Source organism: Dyella sp. 2RAB6 (assembly GCF_052115385.1).
Taxonomy (GTDB): Bacteria; Pseudomonadota; Gammaproteobacteria; order Xanthomonadales; family Rhodanobacteraceae; genus Dyella_D.
This window is the reverse complement of sequence record NZ_JBFRGP010000030.1, coordinates 1-22,305: the sequence shown is the minus strand read 5'-3', so window position 1 is coordinate 22,305 and position 22,305 is coordinate 1. Positions and strand designations below refer to the sequence as shown.

The following is a 22,305-nucleotide window of genomic DNA, read 5'->3' as shown; positions in this document are numbered from 1 at the left end:
CCTCCCCATGCGCACACTCGCCGCCCTGCTGTTCTGTCTGGTCGCGACCACCGCCGCGGCGCACGACATGCACGCCGGCATGGCCATGCCCAAGGGCCCCGATCTCGGCGCCAGCGCCGCCATCGACGGCAAGGGCCGGCTATGGGTGGTGGATGCCGCGGACGGCCACGTGCGCCTGCGCCATTCGGACGATTTCGGCCGCACGCTGAGCGCGCCGACGCCGGTCAACGCGCAGGCCGAGCCGATCTACGCGGAAGGCGAGAACCGGCCGAAGATCGCGTTCGGCAGCAAGGGTGAGCTGTATGTGAGCTGGTCGCAGCCGCGGGCCAAGCCGTGGACCGGATTCGTGCGCTTCGCGCGTTCCACCGATGGCGGCGAACATTTCTCCACGCCGGTCACCGTGCATCACGACCTCGCCGAGATCACCCATCGCTTCGATGCGATGGCAGTGGATGGCAAGGGCCGCATCGTGATGGCGTGGATCGACAAGCGCGACCTGGAAGCGGCTACCGCCAAGGGCAAGCCGTATCTCGGCGCCGCGATCTACACCAGCGTCTCCAGCGACGGCGGCGCCACTTTCTCCGCCGAACGCAAGCTCGCCGACGAGACCTGCGAATGCTGCCGCATCGCCCTGGCCAGCACGCCGCAGGGCGAGATCGCCGCGTTCTACCGCAGCATCTTCGGCGACAACATCCGCGACCACGCGTATGCCGTGCTGCATGCGGATGGCCGTCCGCTCGACCCGCAGCGCGCGACCTTCGATGACTGGCATATCGCCGGCTGCCCGCACCACGGTCCCGGCCTGGCCATCGGCCCCGACGGCGTGCGCCATGCGGTGTGGTACGAGGCCAAGGACAAGCCGACCATCCACTACGGCCAGCTCGAACCCGGCAAGCCGCCTGTGCATCTGCAAACCATCGCCGGCGCCGGCGCCGGCGCCAGCCATGCGGACATCGCGGTGAACGGCAAGCAGGTGTGGGTGGTGTGGAACCAGGTGGATGCGCGGGGCTTCGCACTGATGCTGCGCGAATCGCACGACGGCGGCGCCAGCTTCGGCGATGCGCGCGCCATCGCCAACGCCAAGGGCGCGGCCGCCTCGCCGCAGTTGCTGCTGTGGCAAGGCCGCGCGTTCGTGGCGTGGAATACCGCGGCAGGTTTCCGCCTGGTGCCGACGGAGGCCTTGTGATCCGCTACGCATTGCTCGCCCTGCTGCTGGCATTGCCGTTCGCGGCGCAGGCCGGCGCGCCGGTTGCGCTGAAGGCGGAAGACGTGCCGGCCTTGCTCAAGCCACCGGCTCACGGTGTGCGTGTGCTGGCCTTGTGGGGATTGGATTGCGCGTATTGCGAATCGAATCTGCGGGCTTTGCAGAAGCTGCAGCGCGCGCATCCGCGCGAGATCGAAGTGATTACTGTCGCCACCGACAGCATGACCGAAAGTGCGGCGCTTGAGCAGCGCCTGCATGCTGCTGGCGTCGCTGCGCTTCCCTCTCGCGCCTATGCCGACGCTACGCCCGAACGCATCAATTACCTGATCGATCCGGACTGGGGCGGCGAGCTGCCACGCACCTTGATCATTCGCGCGGATGGTTCACGCAGCGGGATCAGCGGACAGCTGACTCAGGCGAAGCTCGCCGCTATCCCATGACGTAGGTTGGGGTGAGCCGGCAGGCGAACCCCAACATCACCACCTTCGTGCGCCTCGCATCGTTGGGGTTCGCCTGCGGCTCACCCCAACCTACGATTCACTCGGCGCTGCTCTCCGCGGCCGGCAGCGGATCATGCGTGCCGTCATCCTCGTCGCCGTAAATGGCCACGTGCGGCTTGCCATCCTCGCCGATCCACCCGCGGAACATCCCGTCGGTGTTGAACGGCATCGCCACATTCCCCTGGGCGTCCAGCGCGATCGCGCCGCCATTGCCACCCATCGAAGGGATCTCCTGGTTGATCACCTCGGCCGCCGCGCGGTTCAGCGGTACGCGCATCTGGGTCACGCGCATGCAGATTTCATGCGCCGCCACGGTACGGATATAGAACTCGCCCCAGCCGGTGCCCGATACCGCGCAACCGTTGTTGGCATACGTGCCCGCGCCGATCAGCGGCGAATCGCCGATGCGGCCCCAGCGCTTGTTGGTCATGCCGCCGGTGGACGTGCCGGCGGCGAGATGCCCTTGTGTATCCAGCGCCACCGCGCCAACCGTACCGAAATGCTTGGCGGTTTCCACGTCTTCGTGCGCGCGGTGCTCGGCATCTTCCTTCAGCGCCTTCTGCAACTGCTGCCAGCGCTCCTCGGTGCGGAAGTACGCCGGATCGACCAGCTCGATGCCGGCCTCCTTGGCAAAGGCTTCGGCGCCATCGCCGGCCAGCATCACGTGCGGGCTCTTTTCCATCACCGCGCGCGCCAGCAGGATCGGGTTTTTTACCCGGTGCACGCCGGCGATCGCGCCAGCCTTGAGCGTGTAGCCATCCATCACCGCGGCATCCAGCTCGTTCTTGCCGTCGTGGGTGAACACCGCGCCCTTGCCGGCGTTGAAGTTGGGATCGTTCTCCAGCACCGTGATCGCCGCCGTCACCGCATCCAGCGCGGGCTTGCCGGCCTTGAGCTGGGCGTAGCCGTTCTGCAACGCCTGGGTCAGCGCGGCGCGCACGGCTTTCTCGCGGGCAGGGCTCATATCGCGCTTGATCACGCCGGCACCGCCGTGGATCACCAGCACCGGGGTCGTGGCATGGCTCATGGCGGACGCTCCCAGCAAGACAAGGGCGGCAAGCAGGCGCTGCAACTTCACGGTCGTTCTCCCCAGATGGACGGGGCCGAGTATAGCCAGCGGAACGGCCGTACTCAGCCGAATGTGACGCCTTTTGGAGGCCCCGCCGCAAGCGCCCTGGACCTTGGTACAGCATGAGCGGGCACCGATCCGTCGTATCCTTGGTAGCTGGCTCTCCCTGCAAGAAGGCATCGCAATGGACAAGGTTTATGCAAGCGCGGCACAGGCCCTGGACGGACTGCTGTTCGACGACATGACCATCGCCGCCGGCGGCTTCGGCCTGTGCGGCATTCCCGAGAACCTGATCGCCGCCCTGCTCGCCAAGGGCACCAAGGGGCTGACCATCGTCGGCAACAATGCGGGCGTGGACGATTTCGGCATGGGCCCGCTGCTGAAGACCCGCCAGGTCAAGCGCGTGTACGCCTCCTACGTGGGCGAGAACAAGGAATTCGAGCGCCAGGTGCTGGCCGGCGAGCTGGAATTGCATCTGGTGCCGCAGGGCACCCTGGCCGAGAAGCTGCGCGCCGGCGGCGCCGGCATCCCCGGTTTCTATACGCGCACCGCGTTCGGCACCAAGCTGGCCGAAGGCAAGGAGACCAAGCTCTTCGACGGCAAGGAATACGTGCTGGAAGAAGCCATCCACGCCGACGTCTCCATCGTCAAGGCATGGAAGGGCGATCGCCTGGGCAACCTGGTGTTCCGCAAGACCGCGCGCAACTTCAATCCGATGATCGCCACCTGCGGCAAGATCTGCGTGGCCGAGGTGGAGGAACTGGTCGAAGTCGGCACGCTGGAGCCGGACCAGGTCCACGTGCCGGGCATCTACGTCGACCGCATCATCCAGGGTCCCTCGTACGAGAAGCGCATCGAGTTCCGCACCATCGCCGGCGCCAACACCGGCAAGGAAAGCCCGCTGCGCACCGCGATGGCGCAGCGCGCGGCGAAGGAGCTGCGCGACGGTTTCTACGTCAATCTCGGCATCGGCATTCCGACCCTGGTCGCCAACTTCATTCCGGAAGGCATCGACGTCACCCTGCAGTCGGAGAACGGCCTGCTCGGCATCGGCCCGTTCCCGGACGAAGCGCACGTCGATCCGGACCTGATCAACGCCGGCAAGCAGACCATCACCACCCTGCCCGGCTCAAGCTTCTTCTCCAGCGCCGAATCGTTCGCGATGATCCGCGGCGGCCATATCGACCTGTCCATCCTCGGCGGCCTCGAAGTGTCCTGCACCGGCGACCTCGCCAACTGGATGGTGCCGGGCAAGATGGTCAAGGGCCCCGGCGGCGCGATGGACCTGGTCAGCGGCGTCAAGCGCGTGGTGGTGCTGATGGAGCACACCGCGAAGGACGGCACGCCGAAGATCAAGAACGAATGCGATCTGCCGCTTACCGGCAAGCAGGTGGTGGACCTGATCATCACCGACCTGTGCGTGTTCGAAGTGGAGAAAGGCAAGGGCCTGACCCTGCTCGAACTGCAGGAAGGGGTGACGGTGGAAGAGGTGAAGGCGAAGACGGGTTGCGATTTTGTGGTGGCGCCGACGCTGGGCTAAGGCCAGATCGGCGTGGGTTGGGGTGAGCCATCGGCGAACCCCAACACGACCACCTTCATACGCCTCACTGTTGGGGTTCGCCTGCGGCTCACCCCAACCTACGCCATGGCTCGATCAGCCGACGCTCGCCGGCAACGGGTGTGGAAATCGAATCCGCGCCACGTGCTGATTGCCGTCACGCGTCTGCAGTTCCAGCGGCCACGCAAACCGCTCGCTGATGCGCTGCGCGATCGCCAGTTCGAAACCGTGGCGATCCACCTTGTCCGGGCCCATGTTGTCCACGCGGTTGGTCACCGTCACCGCGCCGGGATGCACGGTAATCACGATGGTGCCCTCCTCCGCCTGCTGGCAGGCATTGCGGATCAGCTGCCAGCACAGCACCGCGAACACGCGCGGCGAGCCATGCAGCGCGAAGCGCGCCGGCTCGTCCAGGCGCAGGGTCACCGGCCGGCCTTCGAGCAGTTCGCGCACGTCGCGCAATTCGCGTTCCAGCACGTCGTTGACCACGAAGTCCTCTTCGGTGAGCCCCTTGTCGGACTCGCGCGCGAGGATCAGCAAGGCCTCCACCAGCGCCTCCATCTCGCGCGTGGCGCGCTTGATGCGCTGTACCGAGCGCTGGCCGAACTCGCCCAGGGTGGGCTCGTCCGCCAGCATGTCGGCCGACATCTTGATCACCGTGAGCGGGCTGCGCAGTTCGTGGCTGGCGTCGCGGGTGAAGTTGCGCTCGCGCTGGTTGTAGCCGGCGATGCGGTGGGCGAAGTCGTACAGGCCCTCCGCCAGCACCGCCACGTCGGCATCCGCGCGGCTGGGCAGCTCGCCGGGGGTCCACTCGCCGCTGTCGGCCTTGCGCTCGTCCCAGCTGCGCACCGCCTTGGCCAGCCGCCGCACCTGCCGCCACTGCCGCCGTGCGATCAGCCAGGCCAGCGCGCCCAGTACTACGATCAGCCCCAGCACCGCGAGCGCCGGCAGGACCTGGGTCACGCCCAGTACGCACAGGGCCGCCACCGACACCGTCTGCAGGCCGAAAAGCCAGGCCATGCGGCGATGGAAGGCGCCGCGGCGGGAGCCTTCCGTCGCTGGTGGTGAAAGCGATGCGGCCATCGATTTACTTCAAGAAGGCCACCTGGTTCTTGGACAAGCCATGCCCGTCCGCGTCCAGCGGCGAGCGCGACAGATCCAGGCCGGACTTCGAGCCCGGGGTTTCCGCATCCAGGTCGGCCAGGCGATAACCGGCCGAATGGATGGTGTGCAGCAGCGACCGGTCGAACGGCTTGTCGATCACCCGGCGCAGGTTGTACAGGTGCGAGCGCAGGGTGTCCGAATCGGGCAGCGTGTCGCCCCAGATCTCCCGCTCGATATCGCGCCGGCTCACCACGCGCGGCGATTCGCGCATCAGGATCGCCAGCAGCTTCAGGCCGATCGGCGAGACGGTCAGTTCCTTGCCGGCGCGGGTCAGGCGCAGGGTGGCGGTGTCCAGCGTCATGTCGCCGACGGTCAGCACCTCGGTGGAAACCTGGCGGCGGTCGCGGCGGATCAGGGCGCGCAGGCGCGCTTCCAGTTCGCGCACTTCGAACGGCTTGACCAGGTAGTCGTCGGCGCCGGACTCCAGGCCGACCAGCTTGTCCTCCAGCGTGTCGCGCGCGGTCAGCATCAGCACCGGCGTCGACTTCTTCGCCTCCTTGCGCAGCTTGCGGCACACCTCCAGGCCATCCATGCCCGGCAGCATCAGATCCAATACCACCACGTCGTAACTGTTGGTCACCGCCAGATGCAGCGCGCTGACGCCATCGGAGGCGTAATCGACCGAGTAGCCCCGCCGCTCCAGAAATTCGCCGACCATTTCGGCGATCTGACGGTTGTCCTCCACCAACAGGATCAAGCCAGATTGTTCGTCGCGAGAACTCATCCTTTACCTCCTAGCACTTCACATTGGTGAAAGCTAACTTCGCGCCGGGTGACCAGGGTGTGAAACGTTTTCGTATCCGTTCAGCGAAGGCCCGAAAAGCGCTACCCGTTCACTTTTTGGCACTTCCCTGTAACAACGGATGCAGTGCGTTCCACACGTTTTCCAGCACTTTCGGCTCACCGGCGGCCGTCGGATGCAGGCCATCATCCTGCATCAGCGAGGGATCGAGAGCCACGCCCTCGAGCAGGAACGGCAGCAGCGCGGTGTGTTTGTCCCGCGCAAGCCCGGCGTAGATCGCGCGCAACCCGTCGCGGTACTGCGGGCCATAGTTGACCGGCAGCTCGATCCCCAGCAACAGCACCCTGGCGCCGGACTTCTGCGCCGCGTCGATCATCGCCGCCAGGTTCTCGCGCAGCGCCGGCAGCGGCAGGCCGCGCAGGCCGTCGTTGGCGCCCAGTTCCAGCACCACCACGCCCGGGCGGTACTTCTCCAGCAGGGCTGGCAGGCGGTTGCGGCCGCTGAGCGAGGTTTCGCCGCTGATGCTGGCATTGATCGCCGTCCAGCCCGGCTCCATGTCGCCCAGACGTACTTCCAGCAGATGCACCCAACCCTGGGCCGCCGCAATGTTGTGCGCGGCGGACAGCGAATCGCCCAGCACCAGCACCGTGCGGGGCGTATCGGCCGCCGTCGCGGCGCCCGCGCAGCCCAGCCACAGCAGTACCAGCCATAGGATCCGACGCATGAGCGAAATTTCCCGTCCGCTTCTCGAAGCCCGCGATGTTAGCAAGTCGGTGCGCGGCCCCGAGGGGCAACTGGACATCCTGCGCGGGGTCAGCCTGCAGGTGCAGGGGGGCGAGAGTTTCGCCATCGTCGGCGCCTCCGGTTCCGGCAAGACCACCCTGCTGGGCCTGCTGGCCGGCCTGGACGTGCCCAGCAGCGGCCACGTCGGGCTGGAGGGCCATGCGCTGGAAAGCCTGGACGAGGAAGCCCGCGCCGACCTGCGCCGGCGGCTGGTCGGCTTCGTGTTCCAGTCCTTCCACCTGCTGCCGGCGCTGACTGCGGAAGAGAACGTGATGCTGCCGCTGGAACTGGAAGGCCGCGACGACGCCCGCCCGCGCGCCCGCGAGGCGCTGGAAGCGGTGGGCCTGACCGCGCGCCGCCGGCATTACCCGGCGCAGTTGTCCGGCGGCGAGCAGCAGCGCGTGGCGATCGCCCGCGCCTTCGTGCACGCGCCGCGCCTGCTGTTCGCCGACGAACCCACCGGCAACCTGGACCAGCGCACCGGCCACCACGTCAGCGACCTGCTGTTCGCGCTCAACCGCGACCACCGCACCACCCTGGTGCTGGTCACCCACGACCCGCTGCTGGCCGAACGCTGCCAGCGTCGGGTGGAATTGCACGAAGGCCGCGTGATCACCCGCGGCCCGGCGGAGCTCACCGCATGAGGCTGCTGCGCCTGGCCCTGCGCAGCCTGGTGCGCGAATGGCACCTGCCGGAACTGCGCACGCTGGCCGCGTCGCTGACCCTGGCGGTGGTCGCGCTTGGCGTGGTCGCCACCCTGGCCACGCGGATCGAGCGCGGCATGCTGGCCAATGCGGCCGAGCTGATCGGCGGCGACCTCGGCATCGGCTCGCCGCAGCGCCTGCCGGACGCCTACGCGGCGCAGGCGCGCGACGAGGGCCTGGCGATCACCCGCGGCTCCGGCTTTCCCAGCGTGGCGTTTGCGCACGAGCAGAGCCAGCTGCTGGACGTCCAGGCGGCCGACGCGGCCTATCCGCTGCGCGGCCAGCTCGAACTGCGCGCCGCCCGCGGCGACTACAGCGGCCACGGGCCGGCCCAGGGCGAGGTGTATCTGGACCATCGCGCCCTGGTGGCGCTGGCCCTGAAGCCCGGCGATTCGGTACAGGTCGGCGGGCGCGACCTGCGCATCGGCGCCGAACTGCTGCGCCAGCCGGACGGCGGCGAGCTGTTCGCGCTGGCCCCGCGCGCCATCATGAACCTGGCCGACGCCGAACAGGCCGGCCTGCTCGGCGCCGGCAGCCGCGCGCGCCATCGCCTGCTGGTGGCCGGCGAGCCGTCCCAGGTGGCGCGCTGGCGCAGCTGGGCGCAGGCGCAGAAGCTGCCGCAGGGCGCCGAACTGATCACCCCGGAACAGACCCAGGAGCGCATGCGCAGCGCGTTCGACCGCGCCGGCGCCTTCCTGCGCCTGACCGCCCTGCTCTCCGCCCTGCTGGCCGGCGTGGCGATTGCGCTGGCCGCGCAGCGCTATGCGCGGCGCAAGACCAACGAAGTCGCCCTGCTGCGCGCCCTCGGCACGCCGCGCCGGCGCGTGCTCGGCCTGCTGCTGGGCACGCTGGGCGCGCTGGCGGTGCCGGCCTCGCTGCTGGGCGTGGCGCTGGCGCTGGGCATCGCCCAGGCCGCGTGGTCGTTCGCCAGCACGTTGTTCACCAGCGTGCCGGTGGAACTGCCGCTGGGTCCGGCCTTCGCCGCCGCGGCGATGGGCGTGGCCGTGCTGGCCGGCTTCGCCCTGCCGCCGCTGGCGCGGCTGGCCGAGGTGCCGCCGGTGGCGGTGTTCCGCGAAAGCATGGCGCGCCGCGTGCGCCGCTTCGATGCGTTGTATTTCATCCCCGTGCTGGTGGCGCTGGCGCTGATCTGGAGCCAGAGCGGCTCCGCCCGCATGGCCGGCATCCTCGCCGCCAGCCTGACCGGCGTGGCGGCGGTGGCCGCGCTGCTGGCCGCTGCGCTGCTGTGGTTCGCACGGCGCGTCGCCCCCGGCGCGCATCCGGCGCTGCGCCTGGGCCTGGCCGCGCTGGCGCGGCGCCGCGGCATGAGCTTGCTGCAGGCGACCGCGCTGAGCCTGGGCCTGGTGGCGCTGCTGCTGATGGCGATCGTCGCGCCCGCGCTGCTGGAAAGCTGGCGGCGCGAGCTGCCGTCGGACACGCCGAACTGGTTCGTGCTGAACCTGCAGGACAACCAGCGCGCCGGCTTCGAGCAGGCGCTGGGCAAGCTCGGCGCGCAGCAGCTCAACATGTTGCCGCTGGCGGTGGGCAAGCTCACCGCCATCAACGGCCGCCCGATCGACCAGCTCAAGTTCCAGGACGAGCGCGCCAAGGACTGGAGCGACCGCCAGCTGCGCCTGTCCTGGACCGACGAGCTGCCGCCGTCCAACCGCGTCGTCGCCGGTGCCTGGAACGGGCCGAGCCCGCCGGTCGCGGAAGTCTCGGTCGATACCATGTGGCGCGACATGTTCGGTCTGAAAATCGGCGACAGCATGAGCTTCAACATCGGCGAAGGCACGGTGCAGGCGCGCCTGGCCAGCGTGCGCCAGGTGGACTGGAGTTCGTTCCGGGTGAACTTCTTCCTGCTGCTCGATCCGGCGCATGCCAAGGAACTTCCGCATACCTGGATCGCCAGCTTCTACGCGCCACGCGGCAACACCGAAGCGATGGCGCGGCTGTCGCGCGATTTCGGCAACCTCAGCCTGATCGACGTGGACGCCCTGCTCGATCGCGTGCGCGAGATCGTCGACCGGGTCAGCCACGCCGTGCGCTGGGTGCTGGCCTTCAGCCTGCTGGCTGGCGCGCTGGTGCTGGCCGCGGCGCTCGCCGCCAGCGCCGCGGAACGCCGCCACGAAGCCGCCCTGCTGCGCACCTTGGGCGCGCGCCGCGGGCAGCTGCGCCTGGCGGCGGCATGCGAATTCGCCCTGCTCGGCCTGGTCGCCGGCCTCACCGCCGCCTTCGGCGCCGCGGGCGCGGGCTGGTGGCTGGGGCGTGCGGTGTTCCGCATCGAAGGCTTCGTGCCGCCGCTGGGGCCGCTGCTGCTGGCGGCGCTGGCCGCGGCGATCGCGGTGATGCTGCTGGGCCTGGCCGGCACGCGCAAAGTCACGCGCACCTCGCCGATGCAGATACTGCGGGAGTCGTGACAGCGTGCCGCGCAGGTTGGGGTGAGCCACAGGCGAACCCCAACAATGAGGTGCGTCCCAACGTGGCCATGTTGGGGTTCGCCTGCGGCTCACCCCAACCTGCGCCGGGCGCTGGCGGCTAAGATCGCAGGGTCCACATCACGGGCCCTGCCATGTACACGCTCTATTACTCCCCCGGCACCGCCAGCATGGTCGTGCATCTGGCGCTGCTGGAAATCGGTGCGCCGTATCACCTGGAGCTGGTCGACTTCGAGCGCGATGCGCAGCATTCGCCCGAATACCTGCAGCTCAATCCCGGCGGCACCGTGCCCGCGCTGACGATCGACGGCAGCGTGCGCTTCGAATCCGGCGCCCTGCTGCTGATGCTGGCCGAGCGCCATCCGGAAGCGAACCTGATCGCAGCCGCCGGCACCCCGGAACGCGAGCTGTGGCAGCAGTGGGTGGTGTATCTGAGCAATACGCTGATGTCGGCCTACCGGCTGTGGTTCTATCCGCGCGAGCTGGGCTACGACGAACATCCGCCGGCGATCCGTGCCGCCATCCAGCAGCGCATCGAAAGGGTGTGGGATCGCCTCGACGCGCAGCTCGCGGCGCATGGCCCCTACTTGCTTGGTGAGCAGTTCAGCGGCGCCGACCTGATGCTGACCATGCTGTTGCGCTGGTCGCGCAACATGCCGCGGCCGGCCACCGAATGGCCCGCGCTCAAGCGCCTCGCCGACCTGGTGCGCGCCCGCCCGAGCTGGAAAAAACTCTACGAACTGGAAGGCCTCACCGAGTGGCAGTGAGCGCCGGCACCCGCTGGCGCCAGCGCCTCAAGGACGAATGGCTGCTCGCCGCCTTCGCCCTGCTGGCGCTGGTGCTGGCCGTCGCCGATCCGCAGCCGTGGAACCACTACCAGCGCTGGCTGCAACTGCCCACCATCGCCGGCCTGCTCGGCCTGATGATCGCGATCCAGGGCATCCGCGAGAGCGGCCTGGTGCAGCATCTGGCCGGCCTGCTGGTGGCGCGCGCGCATTCGCAGCGTGCGCTCGGCCTGCTGCTGGTGAGCATCACGGCGCTGCTGTCGATGGTGCTCACCAACGACGTCAGCCTGTTCCTGATCGTGCCGCTCACCGTGGCCGCCGGCAGCATCTCCAACCTGCCGGTGCTGCGGTTGGTGGTCCTCGAAGCGCTGGCGGTGAATGCGGGTTCGACCTTGAGCCCGATCGGCAATCCGCAGAACCTGCTGGTGTGGCAGTACCTGCGCCTGCCTTTCATGGAATTCGTCGGCGCGATGCTGCCGGCTGCAGCCACCATGTTCGTGCTGGTCGCCCTGCTCGCCTGGTGCTGGCTGCCGCGCGCGCGGGTGGAACTGCGCGCCGAACAAATCGACGGCCATGCCGTTTCCGCCACCCAGGCGGTGCTGTCGATCGTGGCGCTGGCGATGATGGTGCTGATGATGGAGCACGGCCACGCGCTGATCGGCGCGGCGCTGCTGCTGATTCCGTTCGCGCTGTTCGATTGGCGCCTGCTGGCGCGGGTCGACTGGCTGCTGCTGGCGACCTTCGCCGCGATCTTCCTCGGCCTGGGCCATTTCGCCGCGCTGCCCTGGGTGGGGCAGCTGCTGGACCGGGTGGAGCTGAACCAGCCGCTGCATCTCTACGCCAGCGGCATCCTCGCTTCGCAGCTGATCAGCAACGTGCCCGCCACGGTCTTGCTGCTGGAACGCGCGCCGGATGCCATGGCCCTGGCGGTGGCGGCGAACGTGGGCGGCTTCGGCGTGGCGATCGGTTCGCTGGCAAACCTGATCGCCCTGCGTTTGGCGAAACAGCCGCAGGGCCTGCGGCTGTTTCATCGCGTGTCGATACCGTTCCTGCTGGTATGCGCGCCGCTGGTTTACCTGGTGACGTTCCTGGTGGCGCGCTGGCTGGGCTGAGCGGGCTCAGTCGTCGCCACGGTCGCGCGGCACGTTGACTTTGCCGCGCACGCCCGAGTAGTTCACATCGCCGCTGCCCTTGGCGCCCAGCGACAAATCACCGCCCACGTCGCGCGCGGTGAGGTCGCCCGAGCCGATCGTATCCACGCGGACGCTGCCGCCGACGCGCGTCACCGCCACGTCGCCGGAGCCGATGCTGCCCACGCGCACGTCGCCCTTGATGTCCTCGGCCTTGAAGTCGCCCGAGCCGACCGCGCCCAGGTCCACGCTGCCGACGTGGCTGGCGTCGAGGTCGCCCGAGCCGATGCTGGCATTGAGCGGGCCGTCGAGATCCTTCACGTGCAGGTCGCCCGAACCGACATGCGCCTCGAGCCGCTTCATCCCCTCGACCCAGGCATCGCCGGAACCACCGTTCAAGGTGACCGGGATCGCCGGCGGCAACTTCAGGTTGACCACCAGGTTGGAGTAGCTGTGGCCGATACCCCAATGCGTGTGCTCACGGCCGATCTCGACGATCAGCACGTCGCCCTGGCGGCGCTGGGTGATTACCAGGTCGTCCAGCAGGTCCTGGCTGGAGGCGCAGGCGTGGCCGGTCAGTTCGCCGTTGCGCACGGCGCTGTCGCCGCGCAGGTGCAGGTCATGGCTGCGCAGGTCGATCTGCACCGAGTGCACGCCGCCCAGGTCGAGCTGGAGATTGCGCGCGGCCTGGAATTTGCAGTCTTCGGCCTGCACGGCGAGCGGCAGCAGCAGGAGGCTGGCGAGGAAAAGGTGACGCATGGGGTGGCTCCTTGATGGACGTTCGGCGTTCTGATGCGGCCGCCGGCCAAAAGGTTGCAAGGCTGGCCCGGCGGGTCAACCGCCAGTTGGCATGGGCGTTCTGCCATCCAGTGTTCCCATAACAACGACAACGCAAGCATCGCTGTTGCCCAGCGAGATGGAACTTGAGGCGCGAGGCCCCCAGAACCTCGCGCCTCTTTCTTTGGCGGGGGCGGGACGGCCGGCGTAGGTTGGGGTGAGCCGCAGGCGAACCCCAACGATGCGAGACATCTGGAGGCCACGGTGTTGGGGTTCGCCTACGGCTCACCCCAACCTACGCGTGACTTTCGCCAGCCTTTACGCGCTGCCACAGCGCCTCTTGTGCTTCCAGGTCGCGCTCGGCCAGCGGCACGCCGTCTTCCCGCGCCACCGCTTCCATCGACCGGAACCTGCGCTCGAACTTCGCATTCGCATGCCGCAGCGCCTGCGAGAAATCGACGTCCGCATGCCGCGCCAGATTCACCAGCACGAAGGCCACGTCGCCGATCTCGTCCTGCAGGCGCGCCTTGTCGGCACCTGCCACGAACTCGACGCGCACTTCCTCGATCTCTTCGGCCAGCTTGTCCAGCACCGGCTGCTCATCCGGCCAGTCGAAACCGACCTTCGCCGCGCGCTGCTGCAGCTTCAGCGCGCGCTTCCACTCGGGCAAGCCGCGCGACACACCGGCCAGCGCGCTGTCGTCATGCAGCTCGCCCTTGGCCGCACGCTCTTCGGCCTTGATCGCCTCCCATGCTTCCATCTGCGCATCGAGGTCGTCATAGCTGACGTCGCCGAACACGTGCGGATGGCGGCGTATCATCTTGTCGCTGATCGCATGCGCCACGTCGGCGAAATCGAACAGCCCCTGCTCCTGCGCCATCCGCGCATGGAACACCACCTGCAGCAGCAGGTCACCCAGCTCGTCGCGCAGGTCGTGCCAGTCCTTGCGGTCGATCGCGTCGGCCACTTCGTAGGCCTCTTCGATGGTGTACGGCGCGATGGTGGCGAAGTCCTGCTGTACATCCCACGGGCAGCCGGTCTGCGGATCGCGCAGGCGGGCCATGATGGCGAGCAGGTCGTCGAGGCTGTGGCGCTTGGAAGCGTTCATGCAATCACACGTCCGCCGCGCGCAAGCGCGCGGTCCAGTCGATGGCCGTGTCGCCCACGGCGAGGAATTCCGGATTGAGCAGGGAGTCCTTGCGGTTGTAGCGCAGCGGCTGGCCGGTCAGGTCCAGCACGGCGCCGCCGGCGGCTTCCAGCACGCATTGCGCAGCGCCAGTGTCCCACTCGCTGGTGGCGCCGCGGCGCAGGTAGACGTCGGCGCTGCCGCGCGCGAGCAGGCAGAACTTCAGCGAGGAACCCATCGGCGTTTCGACGAAATCGTCGCCCAGCAGTTCGCGCAGTAGTACGGCGCCGTGGCTGCCATGCGAACGGCTGCCGGCCACCACGGGCGGCTCGGCGATCGCGCGCGTGGCGATGGGTTTCCACTGCGCATCCGCGCTTTCCTGCCGCCACGCGTTACCACCGCGCTCGGCGGCGTAGAGGTCGCCGGTCACCGGTGCCAGCACCACGCCGAGTACGGATTCGTGTCCGTCGATCAGCGCGATATTCACCGTGAACTCGCCATTGCGCTTGACGAACTCGCGCGTGCCGTCGAGCGGGTCCACCAGCCAATAGCGCGACCAGCGTTGCCGCTCCGTCCACGGCGCGATGCGCGATTCCTCGGACAGCACCGGCAGTTGCTCGTCCAGCGCATCGAGCCCGGCCACGATCACCCGCTGTGCAGCGAGGTCCGCATCGGTCACCGGCGAATGGTCAGCCTTGCGCAGGACTTCGAACTCCTGCCCATACACCGTCAGGATCGCCGCGGCCGCGTCGCGCGCGATCGCCGCGACCTGGCGCAGCAGCGGGGAAACCGGTGCTGCGCTCATGCCGGCTTGCTCATGCCGGTTTGAACCGGCCGGCGAGATACTCGCGGGCCATGAACAGCGCGGCGATGGAGCGGCCTTCGGTGACGTCGTCGCGCGCGATCAGCTCATGCAGGTTGGCAAGCTTCCACGGCACCACTTCGAGTTCTTCCGGCTCGTCGCCCTGCAGGCGCTCCGGATACAGGTCCTGCGCCAGCACCACGTGCGCCATATGCGTCATGTACGACGGCGACAGCGACAGGTTGTGCAGGATCTTCAGCTTGCGCGCACCGAAGCCGATTTCCTCTTTCAGCTCGCGGTCCGCGCCCTGCTCCACCGTCTCGTCCTGGTCCAGCCGGCCCTTCGGCAGGCTCAGCTCGTAGCGGCCCACGCCGGCGCCGTATTCGCGCACCAGCAGCACGGTGTCGTCGTCCTGCATCGGCACCATGATCACCGCACCCAGGCCGCTGCCTTTCAGGCGCTCGTAGGTGCGGCGTTCGCCGTTGGAGAATTCGAGGTCCAACTGCTCCACGCGCAGGAAATGGCTGTCGTGGACGTCGCGGGTGGCATGGATGATCGGTGGCTTGGGCATCGTTCGATTCTAGCTCGGTAGTGCTGCATGGAACCGCGTCAGCGCCTGCGCATGCAGGGCCGGCGTACCGGCCAGCACGCTGCGCGTGTCCAGGGTCAGCGGCTGGCCGTCGAGGTCGGTGAACACGCCGCCGGCCTCGCGCACGATCACGGCCAGCGCCGCCACGTCCAGGATGTTGACGTCCGATTCGATCACCAGATCCAGCCCGCCGCGCGCCAGCAGGTGGTAATGGCAGAAGTCGCCGTAGCCGCGGATGCGGTTGCTGTCGCGGATCAGCGCGCCCAGCTCGGCCCAGCGCGCGTCGGCGGTAAGCGTCTTGATGTTGCCAGTGGAGATCGAGGCCTGCGCCATGCTATCGGTGGCCGCCACGCGCACGCGCTCACCCTCAAACCAGGCCCCGCCGCCGGCGCTGGCCCACAGCGTTTCGCCGTAGATCGGAGCACTGGACACGCCCAGCACCAGTTCGCCCCGGTGCATCAGCGCGATCTGGGTGGAGAAGAAGGGCGTGCGCCGTACGAAGCTCTTGGTGCCGTCGAGCGGATCGACCAGCCACAGCAGCTCGCTCGCGCTGTCGTCGAGGCCGAATTCCTCGCCGTAGATGGCCGCCTGCGGCAGCGCGCCCTGCAGCACCTTGCGGATGGCCAGTTCGGCTTCGCGGTCGGCGACGGTCACCGGGGTGGCGTCGCTCTTGATCTCCACTTCCACGCCGCGCCGCCAGTAATGACGGATCACTTCCGCCGCCGCTTCAGCGGCCTCGCGCGCCGCGGACAACGCCCGCGCCAGATCGGGTGCGCTCATCGATTCCCCTTGCCCATGATCGCGGCCAGTCCGCCGCTGCGTTGCAAATGCATGCTGCCATCGGCCGCCAGCCGGCCGAAACCTGCCAGCCAGTCGCGCAGCGCCGGATCGGGCTCGCGCGGCCTGGCCTTGATGTCGTATTTCCAGCCCAGCGGGCTCAGCGCCAGATGGCCGGCCAGTTGCAGCGGGCCGTTGCCGTCGTCCTGCAGGGTGGCGTTGACCACGCCGGCCGCGCCGCTGGCGCGCAACTGCAGATTGCCGAAAGCCAGCTCGCGCTGCGCGCCCTGCAGGCGTGCGCCGGTCCATTGCGCGGCGGCGTCCAGCTCCACCGGCCAGCGGCCCTGCAGCACCACGCGGGCGTGGTCGATGCTGAGGCGGCCGTCGAGGCGATCGGCCGCCGGCGCCAGGCGGGAGGACAGTTCGGCCAGGTCGCCATCCATCTGCACCTGGCTCCATTCCTCGCGCTTGCCGTCGAGCTGGCGCAACTGGCCGCTCAGGCGGCCCCAGGGGCCGTGAAAGGCGACACTCAGCTGCGTGTCGCCGAGCAGCGCGCGGCGCGAAAGCTGCCAGTCGAACTGCCCCAGGTCGCCGCCATTGGTGGCCAGCACGCGCTGCGCATGGCCATCCCACAGCGTGCCGCTCAGCCCCTCCAGGCGCAGGCCGTGCAGGCGCGCCTCCAGCTGCGGCCGCACCCAGCTTGCCGGCAGGTACGCCACCAGCCAGGCCAGGGCGGACAACAGCAACAGGAACAGCAGGACGGTGCGCAACCGGATCAACAAATCTGACTCCAGGGGAGTTCCAACGGACAGGCGGGCTTGAGGCAGCCGGCGCCGAACCCCGATCATACCCGGATGAACCCGAACGAAAGCCGCAACCAAGCCCTCGCCGCGCGCGACCTGCGCCATCTCTGGCACCCCTGCACCCAGATGCACGACCACGCCGGCGCCGTGCCGCTGCTGCCCATCGTCCGCGGCGAAGGGCCGTGGCTGGTGGATGCGGACGGGCGGCGCTATCTGGACGGGATCAGCTCCTGGTGGACCAATCTGTTCGGGCATGCCAACCCACGGATCGGGGCGGCGCTGAAGGAGCAGCTCGATACGCTGGAGCATGTGATCTTCGCCGGCTTTACGCACGAGCCGGCAATCGAACTGGCGGAGCGCCTGGCGGCCATCACGCCAGCGGGATTGGAGCGGGTGTTTCTGGCCGATAACGGTTCCGCTGCGATCGAAGTCGCGTTGAAGATGAGTTTTCATTACTGGCTGAATCAGGGGCGGGGGCAGAAGACCCGGTTTATCGCGCTCAGCGGCAGTTATCACGGCGAGACCTTGGGCGCCTTATCGGTCAGCGATGTGGCGCTTTACCGCAAGACCTATGCGCCGCTGCTGCTGACGCCGATTCTGGCCCCCTCGCCCGATGCCTATGAGGCCGAACCGGGCGAAAGCGCGGAAGCCTGCGCGGTACGCCGCCTTGGCGAGTTGCGCGCGTTGCTGGAGCAGCATGCGCACGAAACCTGCGCGGTGATCGTCGAGCCGCTGGTGCAATGTGCTGGTGGCATGCGCATGTATCACCCGTCTTATCTCACCGGACTGCGCGCGCTGTGCGATGAGTTCGGCGTGCACTTTATTGCCGACGAGATTGCCGTGGGCTTCGGCCGCACCGGCACGCTGTTCGCGTGCGAGCAGGCGGATGTGTCGCCGGATTTCATGTGCCTGTCGAAGGGACTTACCGGCGGCTTCCTGCCGCTGTCGGCGGTGCTCACCAGCGCACCGGTGTACGAAGCCTTCTATGCCGAATACAGCGCCGGAAAAGCCTTCCTGCATTCGCACAGCTATACCGGTAATCCGCTGGCCTGCCGTGCAGCGTTGGCGACGCTGGATATTTTCCGCGACGAGCCGGTGCTGGAGCGCAATCGGGCGTTGGCGGCGCATCTGGCAAAGCGGCTGGCGCCGCTGCGCGAGCATCCGCATGTCGCCGACGTGCGGCAGACCGGCATGATCGCCGCGCTGGAACTGGTGCGCGACAAGGCGAAACGCACGCCCTATCCGTCAGAGGAACGCCGCGGCCTGCGGGTGTATCTGCATGGGCTGGAGCACGGCGCGCTGCTGCGGCCGCTGGGTAACGTCGTTTACTTCATGCCCCCTTACGTGGTGAGTACGGATGAACTTGATCACCTGGTTGACGTAGCCATCGCCGGCATGGAACGCGCCATCGCAGAGTAAAACCCGCACCCTGCCCAAACCCCTCAGTGCCCACCCACGCTCGGGTCCAACTTCCGCAACGCCGGCCCAAGCTTCTGCTCGCCCGTCCGATCGAGGTCCTGCTTGTCGTACACCCGCCCCGGAGCCGGAATGCACTTACCTTTCTTCGGCGGGATATGACTGCCGGTCTGGCGCAGGCAGTTATGGTCGTCAACCGCCCGCTGACTGCCCTGCGTGCTGGCGGCTGGCGGCGTATACGGCATGGTTTCCAGGCCTTCGATACGCCGGGTGCGGGCATCCTGGGTGGGTGCCTTGGCGTCCTGCGCTGAGGTTGAACTCGCCAGAACAGCGAGCAAGGTGGCGATAAGAATGGGGGATGTCGACATGACTCGGCCCTCAGGAAGCCGTGGGTTCAAGGATGCTGCGCCTGTGGGCAGCGATGAGCAACCAAACCGGCGCAAGCATTTCCGATTTCCTCAGTTTCCAAGGTTGGAGCCCTTCTCCCTCCGGGAGAAGGTGGCGGCAGCCGGATGAGGGTACGGGCGAAGCGAAGCGCCTCACTCCGCCCGTACCCTCACCCCAACCCCTCTCTCCCACGGGGACTACCTTCGGGTCGCCGACGGGAGAGGGACTACTCGTCTCAGCAACGAAGCGATACAGCTAAACTGCCACTTTTCCACCAGCTCAACACCATGCGCACCATCCGCATCCACGTCCCCCAACCCCTCGCCACCGGCACCGAATTCGCCCTGCCCACCCAGGCCGGCGAACACGTCGCCCGCGTCCTGCGCATGACCGCCGGCGACACCCTGGTGCTGTTCAACGGCGACGGCCACGACTACGCCGCCACCATCGTCACCGTAAGCAAGCGCGAAGTGAGCGTGCGTGTCGAAAGCAGCGAGCGCATCGACAACGAATCTCCGTTACGCCTCACGCTGGCCCAAGGCATTGCCCGCGGCGAGAAGATGGACCTGATCGTGCAGAAGGCCACCGAACTGGGCGTGGCGCGCATCGTGCCGCTGCATACCGAACGCTCCGAGGTGAAGCTCGATGCCGCACGCGCGGAGAAGCGCCTGGCGCATTGGCGTGCGGTGGCGGAGAGCGCGTGCGAGCAGAGCGGGCGCGCGATGGTGCCGGAGATCGTGCCGGCCTTGTCGCTTGAGGCCTGGCTGCGAGACCTGCCAGCCGACGATGGTGCGCTACGCCTTGCCCTATTGCCGGAAGGCACAGTGCAGTCACGTGCGCTGCATTTCCCGGCAAGCGGCGGGGTATTGGTGGTCGGGCCGGAAGGCGGGCTGGGCGAACGCGACGTGGGCGCGCTCAATACCGCGGCGTTTCATGGGCTGCGGCTGGGGCCGCGGATTCTGCGTACCGAGACCGCCGGGCTCGCAGCTTTGGCTGCACTGCAGGCGCTGCACGGCGATATCTGAAACCGCTCAGACGAGCCCTTCGAGAAGCTCTCTCGCGTCCTCATCGCCCAGCTGCTCGGCGACGAGAAGCCAGTGACGCGCCCATCTGAAGTTATCCCGATTCAAATAACTCACGGCCAGATTGTAGGCCGCCTCTGGACTTCCTTGGCTGATCGCACGCTTGTACCAGTAACGCGCGGTCTCGAAGTTACGTCTAACGCCATCTCCAGCATCGTAGACGTTCGCCAGATTGACCTGAGCCTCGATCACTCCGGCTATGGCCGCTCGTTTGAAGAGCTGCATGGAGCGGTGCCGCTCTCCGGTTTCATAGAGATCGCACGCAGTTTCCAGCATCTCTCGCGGATCGCCAGATCGCGACGTGGCTTTGCTTGCTGTCGGCATGTAGTTCCTATCACCTGTCTAAAGCCATCCACGACACACCACATTTCGCCGCGCATACCCGCGGCACGAAGTGACCGAACTTGTCGATAGATACAGGCGCTTACCCCGCCTGATACAGCACCGCGACATTTGCCGCCTACCCTCTTTTACGGAATTCCATCGCGAAGGAGTCGTTCCGCCCCTCAGCCAGAGCGATCAACCCCTCCGATAGCGTCGACAGCTGTGAGTAATCGGTTTCTATCTCGATAAAGACATATGAGCGAATGCCTTTCCCATCATCCGAAGGTTCCGCCACCGACACCCGCAAACCGATCTGACCTAACAACCCCGTAGAGCGCGCGGAAACATCAACGTGCCTCCATCTCAGCTTGGACAAATCGTTCTTGTCCAAGTGGCCACCGATAAGCTCCACGCCTTCCTCCGGCAGGGGATAGGCAGCAAAATCTCGTCCCTTCCTTAAAAGGAATTCGGGATCGAAGTACGCCGAGCCGCGCCCCGAAAAGCGACCGGATTGCAGCTCGATCGACAGCTCACACGAGCCGTCAACATCACGCGCTATTTCGAAGCCAATCAATTCGCTCATAACAACCTTCAAATATTCAATCGCCAGCACCACTGGCAAGAAATTCTATGGCGGCGAACCTGCACTCGCCCACCTTCGCAGGCTTGCCGATCCACGCCATCACGGATGGCAGCGCAAACCAAAACATGCGCAATCAACGAGAGCCAGAGTTGCGATACAGACCCGGCTCTGTTCGCAATCCTCTACGACGATATGACCATCGAATGTGATGAAGCGCTCATCCATGATCGCCGCGATATAGGCCTGGTCCGAAAAATCAGACGACTCGATCTCTCTGAGCACTTTGAGGCAAGCCGAGTCAAAGCGCTTCTTTCGTGCGCAGGGCTATCAATACCCTGCGCCATCGGGTCGCCAGGCACCATCGCGCGCCGCAGCCTGATCACTTAGCCCGCCGAACCAACTCCAGATCCTCGACTGATTCAGCGAGATGGACCAGCCCCGCGCGCGCCGACCGGATAAGAATCCCTTGCTCCAAGGCCGACCTCCACGTAGCTTCCGGATAGGCAGCGTCATATGAGCCTCCATCAACATCACACACGACGATGCCTCTGCATCCGCGATAGATCCTGACGAAATCACCAAGCCGGACTCTCTTTCCGTTCGTGTAATACATTGCGGTTCACTAAGGGCACAGGTGGCATCGCTCCCGATGCTGGCGAGAGGTCGGCCACGGAGAACTCCGGCCGACCTCGGTCCTGATCGTAGTGTTCTACGACGGCATCGCCGTCTAACGTGATAAAGCGCTCATCCGCGATCGGCCTTATATAGGCCTGGTCTGAAAACCAAGAACCGCAGATCTCTTGGGGCAGGCTGGCGTAAGCGGCATCGAAGCGCGCTTCCCGAGCGCAAGACCATCAACGGACGAGACCCACCGTGTGGCGCAAGTGCGCGCTTACAGCGCGGGCGCGGACTTGCGGAGCGATTCCAACGTGAATGCCTCCGATGCAATGCTGCAACGATCAACATCCGTCAAGACCAGTCTGTACTCCTGGGCTTGGCTAACCTTGTTGATGATCAGAACATCAAGGGGGTAAATTAACTGCCATTCGCCATCTGCCGGAATGGTAACTTTCTTGTCGAACCCCAAATATTCGGACAAGGCGACGAAATCGTCCACCCAGGAATTGCCCTCTCTCCGTTGAAGCGAGGAAGAGTTTGGGGCAACGATCCAGTACTTCTGCCCGCCAACATCCGCAAGTACACGGATAGGCTTACCTGACTTGTTGGATAGCGTAAAGATTCCGTAGAGGAATGTTCGCCCTTCAATATCTAGCTCTTGCTGTGCGAGAGGCTTAACGCTTATCCGAGCCTCTCGAGCCACGCAATCAATGGCAGCAGGTGACGCCACCGCCATCCCGAGCAATAAGAGTACGAAACCCATGAGAATGGCAGGCGTCATTGTTTTCATTGGCTCAAGGGCTTGTACAGACTTTTGTGTAAACGGGATCGCTTTAAAGCTGAGGGATGCGGCCTTCGAACTGGATGGTAAAGCGGTTGAGCGCCGCCTTCCAATCATGGATTGGAAGCGTCCATTTTTTACTGATGTTGCGCAGCCCTAAGTAGAG

22 protein-coding genes and 1 pseudogene are annotated in these 22,305 nt (G+C 66.8%); 9 read left to right on the top strand and 14 right to left on the bottom strand.

Features of this window, described 5'->3' with window-relative positions; all coding sequences use genetic code 11:
* Positions 1-7: 7 nt before the first annotated feature.
* Positions 8-1,186: a sialidase family protein gene (locus tag AB4083_RS21790; protein ID WP_441610605.1), complete on the top strand. Its 1,179-nt coding sequence runs from the start codon at positions 8-10 to the stop codon at positions 1,184-1,186.
* Positions 1,183-1,644, top strand: a complete 462-nt coding sequence (locus AB4083_RS21785; protein WP_441610604.1) for a hypothetical protein — start codon at positions 1,183-1,185, stop codon at positions 1,642-1,644. The genes AB4083_RS21790 and AB4083_RS21785 overlap by 4 nt, the downstream gene beginning before the upstream one ends.
* Before the next feature lie 97 nt (positions 1,645-1,741).
* Here AB4083_RS21785 and AB4083_RS21780 read toward each other — a convergent pair whose 3' ends face one another.
* Entirely contained in the window at positions 1,742-2,731 is a 990-nt protein-coding gene (locus AB4083_RS21780; protein ID WP_441610603.1) for an isoaspartyl peptidase/L-asparaginase family protein, read from the bottom strand.
* A gap of 226 nt (positions 2,732-2,957) precedes the next feature.
* Here AB4083_RS21780 and AB4083_RS21775 point away from each other — a divergent pair, with 226 nt between their 5' ends.
* On the top strand, positions 2,958-4,313 hold the full coding sequence (locus AB4083_RS21775) for a 3-oxoacid CoA-transferase (protein ID WP_441610602.1): 1,356 nt from the start codon (positions 2,958-2,960) through the stop codon (positions 4,311-4,313).
* 114 nt (positions 4,314-4,427) lie between these two features.
* Here AB4083_RS21775 and AB4083_RS21770 read toward each other — a convergent pair whose 3' ends face one another.
* The 3 genes and pseudogenes from AB4083_RS21770 to AB4083_RS21760 all read right to left on the bottom strand — a co-directional run bounded on the left by AB4083_RS21770 (position 4,428) and on the right by AB4083_RS21760 (position 6,961).
* A complete protein-coding gene (locus tag AB4083_RS21770; RefSeq protein ID WP_441610601.1) occupies positions 4,428-5,414 on the bottom strand; it encodes a sensor histidine kinase in 987 nt (328 codons plus the stop codon).
* A 106-nt stretch (positions 5,415-5,520) separates the two neighbouring features.
* Positions 5,521-6,219, bottom strand: a pseudogene (locus AB4083_RS21765) (response regulator transcription factor); the annotation flags it as partial.
* Between the two features lie 109 nt (positions 6,220-6,328).
* Complete coding sequence (locus AB4083_RS21760; RefSeq protein ID WP_441610600.1) at positions 6,329-6,961, bottom strand: arylesterase; 633 nt, start codon at positions 6,959-6,961, stop codon at positions 6,329-6,331.
* Here AB4083_RS21760 and AB4083_RS21755 point away from each other — a divergent pair.
* The 4 genes from AB4083_RS21755 (at position 6,960) to AB4083_RS21740 (ending at position 12,056) form a co-directional block, all read left to right on the top strand.
* A complete protein-coding gene (locus AB4083_RS21755; RefSeq protein WP_441610599.1) occupies positions 6,960-7,664 on the top strand; it encodes an ABC transporter ATP-binding protein in 705 nt (234 codons plus the stop codon). The genes AB4083_RS21760 and AB4083_RS21755 overlap by 2 nt on opposite strands.
* Entirely contained in the window at positions 7,661-10,141 is a 2,481-nt protein-coding gene (locus AB4083_RS21750; RefSeq protein WP_441610598.1) for an ABC transporter permease, read from the top strand. The genes AB4083_RS21755 and AB4083_RS21750 overlap by 4 nt, the downstream gene beginning before the upstream one ends.
* Positions 10,142-10,293: 152 nt before the next feature.
* On the top strand, positions 10,294-10,926 hold the full coding sequence (locus AB4083_RS21745) for a glutathione S-transferase family protein (RefSeq protein WP_441610597.1): 633 nt from the start codon (positions 10,294-10,296) through the stop codon (positions 10,924-10,926).
* Entirely contained in the window at positions 10,923-12,056 is a 1,134-nt protein-coding gene (locus AB4083_RS21740) for an SLC13 family permease (protein WP_441610596.1), read from the top strand. Before AB4083_RS21745 ends, AB4083_RS21740 begins: the two co-directional genes overlap by 4 nt.
* 6 nt (positions 12,057-12,062) lie before the next feature.
* Here the strand turns inward: AB4083_RS21740 and AB4083_RS21735 are convergent, their stop codons facing one another.
* The 6 genes from AB4083_RS21735 to gspN form a co-directional block, all read right to left on the bottom strand.
* Positions 12,063-12,833 carry a DUF4097 family beta strand repeat-containing protein gene (locus tag AB4083_RS21735; RefSeq protein WP_441610595.1) on the bottom strand — a complete coding sequence of 257 codons (771 nt, stop codon included), beginning with the start codon at positions 12,831-12,833 and terminating at the stop codon, positions 12,063-12,065.
* Between the two features lie 313 nt (positions 12,834-13,146).
* Positions 13,147-13,959, bottom strand: coding sequence for a nucleoside triphosphate pyrophosphohydrolase (mazG, locus tag AB4083_RS21730; RefSeq protein WP_441610594.1), 813 nt, complete (start codon positions 13,957-13,959; stop codon positions 13,147-13,149).
* Between the two features lie 4 nt (positions 13,960-13,963).
* Positions 13,964-14,782: a 3'(2'),5'-bisphosphate nucleotidase CysQ gene (gene cysQ, locus AB4083_RS21725; RefSeq protein ID WP_441610593.1), complete on the bottom strand. Its 819-nt coding sequence runs from the start codon at positions 14,780-14,782 to the stop codon at positions 13,964-13,966.
* Between the two features lie 10 nt (positions 14,783-14,792).
* The gene (nudE, locus tag AB4083_RS21720) at positions 14,793-15,350 is read right to left on the bottom strand and encodes an ADP compounds hydrolase NudE (RefSeq protein ID WP_441610592.1); all 558 of its coding nucleotides are present in this window, start codon (positions 15,348-15,350) and stop codon (positions 14,793-14,795) included.
* 9 nt (positions 15,351-15,359) lie between these two features.
* Positions 15,360-16,148, bottom strand: coding sequence for an inositol monophosphatase family protein (locus tag AB4083_RS21715; protein ID WP_441610591.1), 789 nt, complete (start codon positions 16,146-16,148; stop codon positions 15,360-15,362).
* A complete protein-coding gene (gene gspN / locus AB4083_RS21710) occupies positions 16,145-16,927 on the bottom strand; it encodes a type II secretion system protein N (protein ID WP_441610590.1) in 783 nt (260 codons plus the stop codon). Before gspN ends, AB4083_RS21715 begins: the two co-directional genes overlap by 4 nt.
* A gap of 72 nt (positions 16,928-16,999) precedes the next feature.
* Between gspN and AB4083_RS21705 the strand changes: the two genes are divergently transcribed.
* Complete coding sequence (locus AB4083_RS21705) at positions 17,000-18,367, top strand: adenosylmethionine--8-amino-7-oxononanoate transaminase (RefSeq protein ID WP_441610589.1); 1,368 nt, start codon at positions 17,000-17,002, stop codon at positions 18,365-18,367.
* Positions 18,368-18,390: 23 nt separating this feature from the next.
* Here AB4083_RS21705 and AB4083_RS21700 read toward each other — a convergent pair whose 3' ends face one another.
* Positions 18,391-18,732, bottom strand: coding sequence for a hypothetical protein (locus tag AB4083_RS21700; protein WP_441610588.1), 342 nt, complete (start codon positions 18,730-18,732; stop codon positions 18,391-18,393).
* Positions 18,733-19,038: 306 nt separating this feature from the next.
* On the opposite strand from AB4083_RS21700, the gene AB4083_RS21695 reads away from it, so the two are divergent.
* Complete coding sequence (locus AB4083_RS21695) at positions 19,039-19,776, top strand: 16S rRNA (uracil(1498)-N(3))-methyltransferase (protein WP_441610587.1); 738 nt, start codon at positions 19,039-19,041, stop codon at positions 19,774-19,776.
* Between the two features lie 6 nt (positions 19,777-19,782).
* Here AB4083_RS21695 and AB4083_RS21690 read toward each other — a convergent pair whose 3' ends face one another.
* From AB4083_RS21690 to AB4083_RS21680, 3 genes are all read right to left on the bottom strand, one after another.
* Complete coding sequence (locus AB4083_RS21690) at positions 19,783-20,157, bottom strand: tetratricopeptide repeat protein (protein ID WP_441610586.1); 375 nt, start codon at positions 20,155-20,157, stop codon at positions 19,783-19,785.
* A gap of 136 nt (positions 20,158-20,293) precedes the next feature.
* On the bottom strand, positions 20,294-20,779 hold the full coding sequence (locus AB4083_RS21685) for a hypothetical protein (protein WP_441610585.1): 486 nt from the start codon (positions 20,777-20,779) through the stop codon (positions 20,294-20,296).
* 853 nt (positions 20,780-21,632) lie between these two features.
* Positions 21,633-22,139 (bottom strand): hypothetical protein, encoded by a 507-nt coding sequence (locus tag AB4083_RS21680; RefSeq protein WP_441610584.1) that lies wholly within the window; start codon positions 22,137-22,139, stop codon positions 21,633-21,635.
* Positions 22,140-22,305 lie beyond the last annotated feature (166 nt).